This window comes from Labrenzia sp. THAF35 (assembly GCF_009363595.1).
GTDB lineage: Bacteria > Pseudomonadota > Alphaproteobacteria > Rhizobiales > Stappiaceae > Roseibium > Roseibium algicola.
In genome coordinates this window covers 1,950,001-1,963,715 of the sequence record NZ_CP045380.1, presented here as the reverse complement: position 1 = coordinate 1,963,715, position 13,715 = coordinate 1,950,001, and the positions used below count along the sequence as shown (strand labels likewise).

Sequence of the window (13,715 nt, the reverse complement as noted above, 5' to 3'; positions counted from 1 at the left end):
TTCTTGCGCTGCCCCCCTTGCCATCATTTCATACCGAAGACTGGGCGGGCGCCGGCACATCGGCAAGCAGGCGCACCAGCCAGTCGACAAAAACGCGAACCTTGTTCGAAAGGTGCCGGTTGGGTGGGTAGACGATATAAAGCGGAATGGTGTCGGCGGACCATTCCGTCAACAGCGGCACGAGGTCCCCGCGCTTCAGCTCTTCCCGCACCATGAAGTCAGGCAGCTGCGCGATGCCGTGACCGGCAACGGCCGCCGCCACATAGCTGCGGGCATCGTTGACCGAGCAATGATAGCGTCCGTCGACCAGAATTTCCTCACCGTCCTTGCGGAAGGTGAACGGGTGTGTGCGTCCGGTGGCGGCAACGAAATAGTTGACGCAATAGTGGTTCGCCTTCACGTCTGCCGGGGTTTCCGGTGTACCCGCCCGCTCCAGGTAGGACGCTGCCGCGCAAGTGGTCAGGCCGACCTCCGCCACCCGCCGCGCAATCAGCGACTGATCAGCCGGTGCACCACCGCGCAAGGCACAATCGACATTCTCTGCCAGGTAATCGACTGTCCTGTCGCCGATCCCGAGGTCGATACGGATATCCGGGTATTTTTCGTAAAAACCGCCAAGCTCCGGTATCACGAACCAGTCGGCAAAGGCCCCTGACATTTCAACGCGCAGCCGCCCACCCGGATTGCTCTGGGCTTGGGACAGGCTGGCATCAAGTTCGTCGACCTCCGAAACGATCTGAACGGCCCGCTCATAATAAAGCGCGCCGTCCGTCGTCACAATCACGCGCCGCGTTGTCCGGTTGAGCAATTTGGTCTGCAGATGTTTCTCGAGATTCTGGATCAGGTTGGTAACCGTCGCCTTCGGCATCTGAAGGGAATCGGAGGCTCGGGTGAAATTTCCTGTTTCAACCACCCTCACAAAGGCGCGCATGGCGGAGAGTTGATCCATTTCTGGGCGTCCTGATCAAAAAATAGGCTTATTATTCGAAAATTCGAATAGTGAAACCAATAATACACCCCTTATTCCAGAGTTGGAACAACAATACCTATCGGACATGCAAGAGAGCTGGTGTACCCAGTTCTCCCTCAACCAACAGACACGAAACGGCGCTGAAAATGACGGTGCAGATCAAGGATATGACACTCGACAAGGTGGCCATCGGCCCCGTGGCGGCACGTGTCTACCAGGGCGCCGAATACAGCAAGTCGCCGCCAGTCCTGATCTATTTTCATGGCGGCGCTTTTCAAGGCACCGTCCCGCAGGAAAGCGAGTTTGCGCATCTCATTGCCGAAACCGGCGCCATTGTCGTGATGCCGGATTACAATGTACCGCTTGGCAGCGTTTTTCCGAAGCCGCTGGAAACGGGTTTTTCGATCTTCTCCTATCTGGCGAAAAAGCGCGCCGGCCTCGGGAACCGGAAATCCCTGCTTCTTGTCGGCGGCGTCGAGGCTGGCGGCAACATCGCCGCAGCGGTCGCGCTGAAGGCGCGGGATCATTTCGCCGATGAACTTGACGGGCAGATCCTTCTGTCACCTCTGCTTGATCCTTTCATGGGCTCTGCATCGTTTCAGAAGGCCGGCGAGTTCGGCATGAAGGACATCTGGGCCGACGGCTGGAGCCACTATCTCAGCACCGGCATGTGCCACCCCTATGCGGCCCCATGCATGTGCTCACGCCTGACCGGCGTTGCCCCCGCGCTTGTTCTGTCTTCTCAGGACGATCCGCTCAAGGACGAAACACTCGGCTTTGCGACCTGTCTGAAAAATGCAGGCGTTGAAGTTCACCAGCATGTTCTCCCCGCCGGGACAGGCTGGCCATCACTCTACGGCGGAAAGACGGACGAGACCCCATCCTGGCAAGAAACCGTAAGCACGCAATTTTCCGGTTTCGTGCAGTCCGTCAGCGTCCACTGATTTGATATCCAAACCCTTCTGAAAATTGTGTTTTCAGCAGGGTTTCCAAGGAGAGACCAATGACATCAAGAAGCAAGCGCTGGGCCCTGACGGGCGCCAGTCTGGCAGTTGCTGTCTCTGTTTCAGCCGCTGTCCTCATCATGAACCTTCCGGCAAGCAGCCCTGCAACGGCCGCCGGCGGTACAGTCGCCATCCCGGCGGTGCCGGTGACCGTTGCCGAGGTCAAATCCCGAGAGATAACCGTGTGGGAAGATTTCTCCGGCAGGCTTGAAGCCGTTGACCGGGTGCAGATCCGCTCCCGTGTGGCCGGATCCATTCAATCCGTCGATTTCCGTGAAGGCGCATTGGTGGAAGCAGGTGACCTGCTCTTCACCATTGACCCGGCTCCCTACGAGGCCGCCGTCGCTCAAAGGGAAGGTCAGGTTGAACTTGCGCAAACGCAGCTCAACCTCGCCAAGCTGGAACTGGACCGTGGCAACAAGCTGATCGAAAACCGGACCATCTCCCAAAGCGTCCTCGACCAGCGCCGCAACACCTACGCCGAAGCACAGGCCAACCTCAGAACCGTCAAGGCAGCTCTCAGGTCGGCCAAGCTGGAACTTGGCTACACCAAGGTGCTGGCACCCGTGTCGGGTCGTGTCGGCAAGATCGAGATCACCGTCGGCAATCTCGTTGCCGCGGGCTCCGCATCGCCGGCATTGACAACCCTTGTCTCTGTCGATCCGATCTATGCAAGCTTCAACGCAAGTGAAGACCTGGTCTCGCGGGTTCTGGCCGAGTTGCCGCAAACAGATGCTGCGGTGCCGCCACTGGACATGATCCCCGTCGAAATCGAAACCTCGTCAACCGCCGGACACCCGGTGAAGGGCAAGCTGCAGCTGGTCGATAACCAGGTTGACGCCGTCAGCGGCACCATTGGTGTCAGGGCAGTCTTCGACAATCCGGGCGGCAGGCTGATCCCGGGCCAGTTCGTGCGTATCCGCATGGGTGAGCCAAGGCCGGAACAGAAGGTCCTGATCAGCGAACGCGCCATCGGCACCGACCAGGACAAGAAATATGTCTATGTCGTCGGTGACGACAACAAGGTGGCCTACAGGCCGATCGACCTTGGCAGGACCGCGGAAGGTGCACGTATCGTCGACAGCGGCCTCGAACCGGGTGAACGGATCGTCGTCAACGGCCTGCAGCGGATCCGCTCTGGTGCACTCGTCGATCCTCAGCTCGAAAACGACGTTGCCGCTGCAAACTGAGTGAACAGGTGGAGTGCAAGGCGCTCCACCTCCCCTCGTCAACAATTCAAGTCATGATTGCCGGTGGCGCCGTCGCCGGCCGGGGACGTGTTGTCCCGATTTCCGACCGGAAAGGGCCTGGATATGAATATCTCGAGATTCTTCGTCGACCGCCCGGTCTTTGCCGGTGTGCTGTCTGTCCTCATCCTCATCGCCGGCCTGATCGGTCTGCGGGCGCTGCCGATCTCAGAATACCCCGAGGTGGTGCCGCCATCGATCGTCGTGCGCGCCGCCTATCCGGGGGCGAACCCGAAGGTCATTGCCGAGACGGTGGCAACACCGCTGGAAGAACAGATCAACGGTGTCGAGGGCATGCTCTACATGTCCAGCCAGGCGACCTCTGACGGCGTCATGACACTCACGGTCACGTTCGAGCTCGGCACTGATCCCGACCAGGCCCAGCAGCTTGTCCAGAACCGCGTTTCGCAAGCCGAACCCCGTCTTCCGGCGGAAGTACGAAGCCTTGGCATAACCACGGTGAAAAGTTCACCCGATCTGATGATGGTCGTGAACCTGACTTCGCCGGACAACCGCTACGACATCACCTACCTGCGCAACTATGCCGTCCTCAACATCAAGGACCGGCTGGCCCGCCTGCAGGGTGTCGGCCAGGTGCAGGTGTTCGGTTCCGGCGATTACTCCATGCGTGTGTGGGTCGACCCTCAAAAGGCGGCCGGCCATAACCTGGCAGCCAGCGACATCACCAACGCCATCCGCCAACAGAACGTGCAGGCCGCGGCCGGCATTATCGGCGCTTCGCCAAACCTGAAGGGTGTCGACGTTCAGCTCAGCGTCAATGCGCAAGGCCGTCTTCAGACACCGGAAGAGTTCGGCAACATCATTGTCCGTACCGGTGAAAACGGTGAGGTCACCCGGTTGCGCGACGTTGCCCGGATCGAGCTCGGTGCAGCCGATTATTCGCTGCGCTCCCTGCTCGACGGCAAACCGGCCGTCGCCATTCCTGTGTTCCAGGCACCCGGCTCCAACGCAATTGCCATTTCCGATGCAGTGGTCGAGACCATGAACGACCTTCAGGTCGCCATGCCTGACGGCGTCAAATACGAAATCGTCTACGACACCACAAAGTTTGTTCGGTCCTCCATCGAGAAGGTTGTCGACACGCTGCTGGAAGCCGTGGTGCTTGTGGTTCTCGTCGTGATCCTGTTCCTGCAGACATGGCGCGCATCGATCATTCCGCTGATCGCCGTTCCCGTGTCGATCATCGGCACCTTCGGAGTCATGTATGTCTTCGGCTTTTCCATCAACGCTCTCAGCCTCTTCGGGCTGGTTCTCGCCATCGGCATCGTGGTCGATGACGCGATCGTGGTCGTTGAAAACGTCGAACGAAACATCGAAAACGGACTGAACCCGCGCCAGGCAACCTACAAGGCCATGAAGGAAGTCTCCGGACCGATCATCGCCATTGCACTGGTGCTTGTGGCGGTGTTTGTCCCGCTGGCCTTCATCACCGGCCTTTCGGGTCAGTTCTATCGCCAGTTCGCACTGACGATCGCAATCTCGACTGTCATCTCGGCCATCAACTCGCTCACTCTGTCCCCGGCCCTGGCCGCCCTTCTCCTGAAGGATCACCATGCGCCCAAGGACTGGCTGACACGTTCGATGGACTACCTGTTCGGCTGGTTCTTCAAGGGCTTCAACCGGGCCTTCGGCGCCGGTTCCAACGCCTATGGCAAGAGCGTCGGCGGCCTGTTGTCCCGCAAGACCATCGTCATGGTGGTCTACATGGCACTTGCAGGGGCAACCTACAGTCTCTTCACAACAGTCCCCGGTGGCTTCGTGCCGGCACAGGACAAACAGTATCTGATCGGCTTTGCCCAGCTTCCCGACGCTGCCACGCTGGACCGGACCGAAGACGTCATCCGCCGGATGAGCGAGATCGCCATGGAGCAGGAAGGTGTCGAACACGCCATCGCCTTCCCGGGCCTGTCGATCAACGGCTTCACCAACTCTTCCAACGCGGGCATCGTCTTCGCCACCCTGACGGATTTCGAGGAACGCAAGTCTCCGGAATTGTCCGGCGACGCCATCGCGATGCAGCTGAACCAGAAGTTCGGCACGATCCAGGACGCGTTTATCGCCATGTTCTCGCCGCCGCCTGTTCAGGGCCTTGGCACCACCGGCGGGTTCAAACTGCAGATCGAGGACCGGGCAGGTCTCGGCTACCAGGCACTCGACGCGGCCAACAAGGCCTTCCTGGCGAAAGCCTATCAGACGCCGGAACTGGCTGGATTGTTCTCCAGTTTCCAGATCAATGTGCCCCAGCTTTATGCGGATCTTGATCGCACCAAGGCGGAACAGCTCGGCGTATCGGTAACGGACGTATTCGAGACGCTGCAGATCTATCTGGGTTCACTTTATGTCAACGACTTCAATGCCTTCGGTCGCACTTACAGTGTCCGGGTGCAGGCGGACGCCCAGTACCGGGCGCATGCCGACGATATCGGCAAGTTGAAGGTTCGCTCTGCCACCGGCCAGATGATCCCGCTCTCCGCCCTGTTGAAGGTGGAGGCCACCACCGGGCCGGAACGGGCAACCCGCTACAACGGTTTCCTTGCGGCTGACATCAATGGTGGCCCGGCTCCCGGGTTTTCCTCCGGCCAGGCCCAGGCAGCGGTCGAGCGGATTGCGGAAGAAACCCTGCCCAAAGGCATTGCCTTTGAGTGGACGGACCTGACCTACCAGCAGATCCTTGCCGGCAGCTCCGGGTTCCTGGTCTTCCCTCTGGCCCTGCTTCTGGTTTACCTGGTGCTTGCCGCCCAGTATGAAAGCCTGATGCTTCCGGTGGCGATTGTCATGATCGTACCGATGGGTGTCCTTGCCGCCCTGACGGGCGTCTGGCTGACCCATGGCGACAACAACATCTTCACCCAGATCGGGTTGGTGGTGCTGGTCGGGCTTTCTGCGAAAAATGCGATCCTGATCGTGGAATTCGCAAGGGAACTGGAATTTGAAGGCCGAACGCCGGTTGAAGCGGCAGTCGAAGCCAGCCGGTTACGTCTGCGCCCGATCCTGATGACCTCGATGGCCTTCATCATGGGTGTGGTTCCGCTGGTGCTTTCTACCGGCGCCGGTGCGGAAATGCGAGCCGCGATGGGCATCGCGGTCTTCTCCGGCATGATCGGCGTGACCTTCTTCGGGATCTTCATGACGCCGGTGTTCTACGTGCTGGTCCGCAAGCTCTCGGGCAATCGCCCGCTTGCGCAACACGAGGAACCAGCAGAGCAGCCGCAAGCTCAGAACACGGCCGCTTGAACCTGGACCAAATGACATGAAAAACGCCCTGGGAGCATTCGTTTCCAGGGCGTTTTGTACTTGGGCAGCCTTTCACCGGCGTGGGGAGTGCGACCAGCTGGCATCGGTGTCGACCGCACGCACGCTCCATGCGATCAAGCTAAGATCTGAACGCCTCCCTCGAGACCCCCGTCACGCAAGGTCGCCGCACTCAGAACACCCCTCACATCCCTGAGATGCAATGCCGGCAACGACACCCAAATTGCGGGTTCCCGCAAATGGATTGCGTGAATTGACCTGTCATATTTGGTTTCTGGCCGCGTAACGTGACGTGCCTGGCGTTGGCTAGCCAACTTGTGGCGATGTATGTGGGAGGAAAACATGCAATCGAATAATTATCACCAAGACACGAAAGCGCTGCGCGGCGGCGTGCAATTTCAACACCTTGCAGCACGCATCAAACAATCTGTGACTGTGGAAAGACGTTTTGCGCGTCTTTCGTCGCTGAAGACCGGAATTCTAACAAGCTTGTTTGCCCTGTCGGTCTTTTCAGCACCGACCGCCGCAACGGCCGCCGACTACAACTGGACCTTCCAGACCTCGGAAACGGCTGGTGAACCCGGATTCATCAACAAGCAAAAGTGGGCTGAAAACGTCGAGAAAATGTCCGGCGGGCGGATCGAGATCGAGATTTTGCCGATTGGTGCCGTTGTCCCGCATACCGATACGCTTGACGCCGTTGGCTCCGGCATTCTTCAGGGGCATCTGACCGATCCGAGCTATTTCGCCGGCAAGGATCCCGCCTTTGCGATGATGGGCAACCTGGTCGGTGCCTGGAGCGATCCGTTCGAATTGATCGGGTTCATGCAATCCGGTGGCGGTCACGAGCTTTACGCCGAATTGGTCGAGCCCTATGGCGCCCATTTCATCGGAGCGGCAGCAACTGAGCCGGAAGCTTTCGTCTCCAGTGTTCCGATCCGCTCAGTGGAAGACCTGAAGGGCGTCAAGATGCGCGCGCCGGAAGGCATGGTCTACGAGATCTTCTCCAAGGCAGGTGCCTCTCCGGTAGCACTTCCCGGTTCAGAGGTCTTCACGGCTCTCGACAAGGGCGTTGTCCAGGCGGCCGATTACACGGTTTTTGCAACCAACCAGTCGCAGGGCATGAACGACGTTGCCCACTATCCGCTGTATCCGGGCTTTCATTCCCTGCCGCTGATCGACATTTCGATGACCAAATCGATCTGGGATGAACTTCCGGACGACCTGAAGGCCGTCCTGAACGCCTCCGTTGACCAGTTCATTTTCGATCACGTTTATTCCGTACGCAAACTCGATGCGGCCGCAGTCGAGGAAGCCAAGGCAAACCCGGAGATCGAAATTGTCAACTGGTCCGGCGACGAGCGAGCGAAGTTCCGCAGGATCGCGCAGCAGGAATGGGAAAACTGGGCCGGCAAGAACGACCTCACCCAACGCTACTACGATGCGGTAGTCGCTTATCTGAAGGGCCGGAACCAGCTCTGATCTGACCAACGTTCCGTTGACGCAGCCGCACCCGAACCGAAAGGTTCGGGTGCGGCCTGACCTTGTTTCTATCTGTCCATAACGGGTGAAACGAGACGCCGGTGCGTGGCCGTCAGCCAAGAGTGATTGGCCATCCCCTATTTCCATAACAGCTTACCAACTGCGCGACGGGAGAAGAATCCATGCCGGACAATCCGGATGTGAGTGACCTGGAGGACAATAGCCAGGCGAACCTGCGAACCGGCCTCGACCGGTTCATTGCCGGGTCCGCGAAGCTCTTTGCCTGGGCTATCTTTCTGGCGTTTGCCATCAGCGTATATGAGGTTATCGCCCGTTACGTTTTTGATAGCCCGACGTATTGGGCTCACGAGAGCACGACCTTCCTCATAGCAGCCATCTTCCTGATCGGCGGCCCCGTAGCGCTCGCTCGCGACAAGCATATTCGCGTGCGCATGATTTATGACTCGGTTTCGCCACGTGTGCGTCGATGGCTGGATATCGTCAATTCCTTGATCGCGATGATCTTCTTTGCAGGACTGGGATACGCAGGCGCGACAATGGCCTGGAAGGCTACCCACCGCCCCAACGGCGATATCCATCTGGAGGGCACGGGTACGGCGTGGAACCCGCCAACACCGGCACTGCTGAAAATCATTATTCTGATCTGCGTTTGCCTGATGTTCGTTCAGACCCTGATGCACCTGATCAAGGCGATCCGCGGCGATGACGCTGCCTACAGCGAACGCGGAGGCCAATGACATGGGCCTCAACGATCTGGGTATTGAATACGGTACAATTCTGCTCGTTGGCAGCATCTTCGTGTTGCTGCTTACAGGTCAGCCTCTCGCATGGGTGACGGGGCTCGTAGCCCTGGTTTTCACGTTCGGCTGGTTTGGAGGAAATGCGCTGCCGCTGGTTACGGCTCGCATCTTCGGCTTCATTACGGAATATTCCCTCGTCGCCATTCCGATGTTCATCCTGATGGCGGCACTCCTCGACAGATCAGGCATCGCAAAGGACCTCTTCAACGGAATGAGGGTTCTTGCCGGACGGTTGCCAGGTGGTGTCGCTGTCCAAACGCTGATCGTCGCCACCCTGATGGCCGCCATGTCCGGCGTCATCGGTGGTGAGATCGTTCTACTGGGAATTCTGGCATTGCCCCAGATGTTGCGACTTGGATATGACCGTGACCTGTCAATCGGGGTCGTCTGTGCTGGCGGATCTCTAGGAACAATGATGCCGCCCTCCATTGTCCTGATTATTTATGGGCTGGTGGCAAGTGTTTCCATTGCCGACCTTTTCGTCGCGGCAGTCACACCTGCCCTGATGCTGCTCGGCTGCTATATCGCTTATGTTCTTGTACGCTGTTTCCGAAACCCGGACCTCGGGCCACCAATTTCCGCGGAAGAACGCGCCGAAGAAACAATAGGAAGTGCGATCCGGTCCCTGATCGCCCCTGTGTTCATCGTGGTAGCGGTTCTAGGTTCCATATATGGAGGCATCGCCTCTATCACCGAAGCAGCTGCACTCGGGGTTTCGTCAGTGCTCATCATCGCACTGCTTCGCAGGGAACTTAACGCCCGTATGCTTCAGGACAGTCTGGTCCACACGCTGGAAACCTGCGGCATGATCATCTGGATCGGGATCGCCGCAGCCGTGCTCGTCGGTGTCTACAACCTCATGGGGGGCAACCGCTTCGTCTCCGCGGTCATGCTTGGTCTCGACGCGTCACCCGTGGCCGTCATTCTGATCATGATGCTGATCCTGCTAGTGCTGGGCATGTTCCTGGACTGGATCGGGATCGCCCTTTTGACCTTGCCCATCTTCGTGCCGATTGTCGTTCAGCTGGGATATGATCCGATCTGGTTCGGCATCCTGTTTGCCGTCAACATGCAGGTCTCCTACCTTACCCCACCGTTTGGACCGGCGGCCTTCTACTTGAAAAGCGTGGCACCACCGGACATTACACTCGGCAACATTTACGGAGCCCTGCTTCCGTTTATCGTTCTGCAGCTCTTTGTTCTCGCAATCTTGCTGTTCTTCCCTGGCATCGCGACCTGGATGCTGTAACTCAAAGGCGTGCCGCGTTCTTTCAATTGGATGCGGCACGCCATTACACATGAAGGCTTCTTTGCCTTGTCAGCAGGCTTGCTGATCCGCGTTACAGGGGACATCATCGCGCTTTCCCCGCCTTTGGTTTTTGAGGACGGTATGATTGAGGAGATGGCGTCGACGTTGGGCGGTGTTTTGTTGTCGACGGCTTAGGTTTGGTTTTTGGATCAGAGATACCCGGAGCCCCTACCAGTAATGTTGGCGGGGCTTTTGGATTTTTGGGGCGGTTTAGATTTGTTTCCAGCGCTTCTTTTGAGCTTTGCCGTTCGGGTGTCCCTGGAACCGTTCCGGTCGAGTTGCGTTAGGCAACAAAAAACCCCGGTCAGTTTTTCTGCCGGGGTTATTTGTTTGTTTCTGGAGGTTGCTTTGAGCTTTTTTGTGCCAGTGCGTCGGGCATAGCGGCTCTTGTGGGAGCGCTGGTCAGTTTAAGATCAGTATCCGTTAGCAACAAAAAACCCGGCGCGCGGCCGGGTTATTTGTTGGTTGCGGGAGCAGGATTTGAACCTGCGACCTTCAGGTTATGAGCCTGACGAGCTACCGGGCTGCTCCATCCCGCGTTGTTTTTTTGTTTGTCCTTGGCGCGCTGCGCGTTTGGTCCAAGTGGGTTTGGTCCCTGTTGGGGATACCCTTATGTTTCGGTTTGACCGGAAGACTGCGCTGATATGGGATAAGAGATCCGGAGCGCAGCGGAGGCAAGGCCGAGTGGCCGCCGGCCGGTCAGGCCGCCCGCGCGGAGCGCAGCCCTTTAGGGCGGTGCGCGCGTGAGCGGCAAACAAGTTGAAGAGGTTTCAAATTGCGATTTGCAGGCCTGGCGGCGACCTACTCTCCCACACCTTAAGATGCAGTACCATTGGCGCTGGGGAGTTTCACGGCCGAGTTCGGGATGGGATCGGGTGGGGGCTCCCCGCTAGGGCCACCAGGCCGGCGAAGCGCAATTTGCGTGAACTGGTCTATATATTTTTTTGATGTTTTGGTCGGCCTCGCCTGGGACGAAGGTTCCAGGACGTTGGCCGTATGGATCATTTCAAACGCGCTCAAGCAGCCCGAAGGGCGGTAGCGCACTTAAAATGATCTTTTTGATGCGCCAGGGGCGCATCCAAAAGATGAACATTGACTAATGAGAGGATCAAGCCGAACGAGCTATTAGTAAAGCTAAGCTTCATGCGTTGCCGCACTTCCACACGCTTCCTATCGACGTGGTGGTCTTCCACGGCTCTTCAGGGAGAACTGGTTTTGAGGTGGGTTTCCCGCTTAGATGCTTTCAGCGGTTATCCCTTCCGTACATAGCTACCCTGCAATGCGGCTGGCGCCACAACAGGTCCACCAGAGGTACGTCCATCCCGGTCCTCTCGTACTAGGGACAGATCCTCTCAATTCTCCTACACCCACGGCAGATAGGGACCGAACTGTCTCGCGACGTTCTGAACCCAACTCACGTACCACTTTAATTGGCGAACAGCCAAACCCTTGGGACCTGCTCCAGCCCCAGGATGTGATGAGTCGACATCGAGGTGCCAAACAATGCCGTCGATATGGACTCTTGGGCATCATCAGCCTGTTATCCCCGGCGTACCTTTTATCCGTTGAGCGATGGCCCTTCCACGAGGGACCACCGGATCACTATGGCCGTCTTTCGACTCTGCTCGACTTGTCAGTCTCGCAGTCAGGCAGGCTTATGCCATTGCACTCAACGAGCGATTTCCGACCGCTCTGAGCCCACCTTCGCGCGCCTCCGTTACCATTTGGGAGGCGACCGCCCCAGTCAAACTACCCGCCACACACGGTCCCGGATATTGTTGTACCGCGGTTAGATATCCATGACGACAAGGGTGGTATTTCAAGGGTGACTCCACAAGAGCTGGCGCTCCTGCTTCAACGTCTACCACCTATCCTACACATGTCGTGACGAATACCAGTGTGAAGCTGTAGTAAAGGTGCACGGGGTCTTTCCGTCTGACCGCAGGAACCCCGCATCTTCACGGGGAATTCAATTTCACTGAGTCTATGCTGGAGACAGCGGGGAAGTCGTTACGCCATTCGTGCAGGTCGGAACTTACCCGACAAGGAATTTCGCTACCTTAGGACCGTTATAGTTACGGCCGCCGTTTACTGGGGCTTCAATTCGGTGCTTGCACACCTCCTCTTAACCTTCCAGCACCGGGCAGGCGTCAGACCCTATACGTCGCCTTACGGCTTCGCAGAGCCCTGTGTTTTTGATAAACAGTCGCCACCCCCTGGTCTGTGCCACCCCACAACGGTTGCCCGTCGTGAGGTCTCCCTTCTCGCGAACTTACGGGAGCATTTTGCCGAGTTCCTTCAGCATAGTTCTCTCAAGCGCCTTGGTATTCTCTACCAGTCCACCTGTGTCGGTTTCGGGTACGGTTTATACGGTGGAGCTATTTCCTGGAACACCTTCGCTGCACCCCCAATCCAATAAGGAGATACAACACACGGCATCCGTCACTACCACCAAGCTGCAGAATATTAACTGCATTCCCATCGACTACGCCTTTCGGCCTCGCCTTAGGGGCCGGCTAACCCTGCGCCGATTAGCGTTGCGCAGGAACCCTTGGACTTTCGGCGAGCGGGTCTCTCACCCGCTTTATCGTTACTCATGTCAGCATTCGCACTTCTGATATCTCCAGGAGCCCTCACGGGTCCCCCTTCGCAGACTTACAGAACGCTCCGCTACCGCGCATCATAAGATGCACCCGCAGTTTCGGTGTATGGCTTGAGCCCCGGTACATTTTCGGCGCGGAACCCCTTATTTAGACCAGTGAGCTGTTACGCTTTCTTTAAATGATGGCTGCTTCTAAGCCAACATCCTGGTTGTTTTGGGAGTTCTACATCCTTTCCCACTTAGCCATAACTTAGGGACCTTAACTGGCGGTCAGGGTTGTTTCCCTCTCCACAATGGACGTTAGCACCCACTGTGTGTCTGCCGGATAGTACTTCTCGGTATTCGGAGTTTGGTTAGGATCAGTAAGGCGGTAAGCCCCCATAGCCCATCCAGTGCTCTACCCCCGAGAGTATTCATCCGACGCTCTACCTAAATAGATTTCGCGGAGAACCAGCTATTTCCGAGTTTGATTGGCCTTTCACCCCTAGCCACAGCTCATCCCCGACTTTTTCAACAGGCGTGGGTTCGGTCCTCCAGTGCGTGTTACCGCACCTTCAACCTGGCCATGGCTAGATCACTCGGTTTCGGGTCTAATCCAACGAACTAGGGCGCCCTATTCAGACTCGCTTTCGCTACGCCTACACCTACCGGCTTAAGCTTGCTCGTTAAATTAAGTCGCTGACCCATTATACAAAAGGTACGCTGTCAGGCTTGCGCCCTCCAACTGTTTGTAGGCATCCGGTTTCAGGAACTGTTTCACTCCCCTCGTCGGGGTACTTTTCACCTTTCCCTCACGGTACTTGTTCGCTATCGGTCGACAAGGAGTACTTAGGCTTGGAGGGTGGTCCCCCCACGTTCAGACAGGATTTCACGTGTCCCGCCCTACTCGAGGACTTGCATAATTTCTACCCGTACGGGGCTATCACCCACTAATGCCCGACTTTCCAGACGGTTCCGGTTCTTAAATGCAAGCCACTGGCCTGGTCCGCGTTCGCTCGCCACTACTA

The 13,715-nt window shown here is 57.6% G+C and carries 7 protein-coding genes, 1 tRNA gene and 2 rRNA genes (1 of these 10 running past the window's edge); 6 read left to right on the top strand and 4 right to left on the bottom strand.

Going from position 1 to position 13,715, the window contains the following annotated elements; translation table 11 throughout:
• Positions 1-28 precede the first annotated feature (28 nt).
• Positions 29-949, bottom strand: a complete 921-nt coding sequence (locus FIU93_RS09095) for a LysR family transcriptional regulator (RefSeq protein ID WP_023000089.1) — start codon at positions 947-949, stop codon at positions 29-31.
• Between the two features lie 167 nt (positions 950-1,116).
• On the opposite strand from FIU93_RS09095, the gene FIU93_RS09090 reads away from it, so the two are divergent.
• From FIU93_RS09090 to FIU93_RS09065, 6 genes are all read left to right on the top strand, one after another.
• A complete protein-coding gene (locus FIU93_RS09090) occupies positions 1,117-1,914 on the top strand; it encodes an alpha/beta hydrolase (RefSeq protein WP_023000088.1) in 798 nt (265 codons plus the stop codon).
• Positions 1,915-1,973: 59 nt separating this feature from the next.
• Positions 1,974-3,164: an efflux RND transporter periplasmic adaptor subunit gene (locus FIU93_RS09085; protein ID WP_023000087.1), complete on the top strand. Its 1,191-nt coding sequence runs from the start codon at positions 1,974-1,976 to the stop codon at positions 3,162-3,164.
• A 123-nt stretch (positions 3,165-3,287) separates the two neighbouring features.
• Positions 3,288-6,476, top strand: coding sequence for a multidrug efflux RND transporter permease subunit (locus FIU93_RS09080; protein ID WP_152505413.1), 3,189 nt, complete (start codon positions 3,288-3,290; stop codon positions 6,474-6,476).
• Between the two features lie 360 nt (positions 6,477-6,836).
• On the top strand, positions 6,837-7,976 hold the full coding sequence (locus FIU93_RS09075; protein ID WP_209010324.1) for a TRAP transporter substrate-binding protein: 1,140 nt from the start codon (positions 6,837-6,839) through the stop codon (positions 7,974-7,976).
• 182 nt (positions 7,977-8,158) lie between these two features.
• The gene (locus tag FIU93_RS09070) at positions 8,159-8,734 is read left to right on the top strand and encodes a TRAP transporter small permease (RefSeq protein ID WP_152505411.1); all 576 of its coding nucleotides are present in this window, start codon (positions 8,159-8,161) and stop codon (positions 8,732-8,734) included.
• Positions 8,700-10,046: a TRAP transporter large permease subunit gene (locus FIU93_RS09065; protein WP_208984788.1), complete on the top strand. Its 1,347-nt coding sequence runs from the start codon at positions 8,700-8,702 to the stop codon at positions 10,044-10,046. The genes FIU93_RS09070 and FIU93_RS09065 overlap by 35 nt, the downstream gene beginning before the upstream one ends.
• A gap of 522 nt (positions 10,047-10,568) precedes the next feature.
• Here the strand turns inward: FIU93_RS09065 and FIU93_RS09055 are convergent.
• The 3 genes from FIU93_RS09055 to FIU93_RS09045 form a co-directional block, all read right to left on the bottom strand.
• Positions 10,569-10,645 (bottom strand) — tRNA-Met (locus FIU93_RS09055).
• 249 nt (positions 10,646-10,894) lie between these two features.
• A 5S ribosomal RNA gene (gene rrf, locus FIU93_RS09050) occupies positions 10,895-11,009 on the bottom strand.
• 201 nt (positions 11,010-11,210) lie between these two features.
• Positions 11,211-13,715, bottom strand: a 23S ribosomal RNA gene (locus FIU93_RS09045); it runs 218 nt beyond the window's last position.

Bases quoted from the DNA above. Each gene is read 5' to 3' on its own strand.
- FIU93_RS09080 (WP_152505413.1), top strand. From the start codon at position 3,288: ATGAATATCTCGAGATTCTTCGTCGACCGCCCGGTCTTTGCCGGTGTG.
- FIU93_RS09070 (WP_152505411.1), top strand. From the start codon at position 8,159: ATGCCGGACAATCCGGATGTGAGTGACCTGGAGGACAATAGCCAGGCG.
- FIU93_RS09090 (WP_023000088.1), top strand. From the start codon at position 1,117: ATGACGGTGCAGATCAAGGATATGACACTCGACAAGGTGGCCATCGGC.
- FIU93_RS09095 (WP_023000089.1), bottom strand. From the start codon at position 949: ATGGATCAACTCTCCGCCATGCGCGCCTTTGTGAGGGTGGTTGAAACA.
- FIU93_RS09075 (WP_209010324.1), top strand. From the start codon at position 6,837: ATGCAATCGAATAATTATCACCAAGACACGAAAGCGCTGCGCGGCGGC.
- FIU93_RS09085 (WP_023000087.1), top strand. From the start codon at position 1,974: ATGACATCAAGAAGCAAGCGCTGGGCCCTGACGGGCGCCAGTCTGGCA.
- FIU93_RS09065 (WP_208984788.1), top strand. From the start codon at position 8,700: ATGACGCTGCCTACAGCGAACGCGGAGGCCAATGACATGGGCCTCAAC.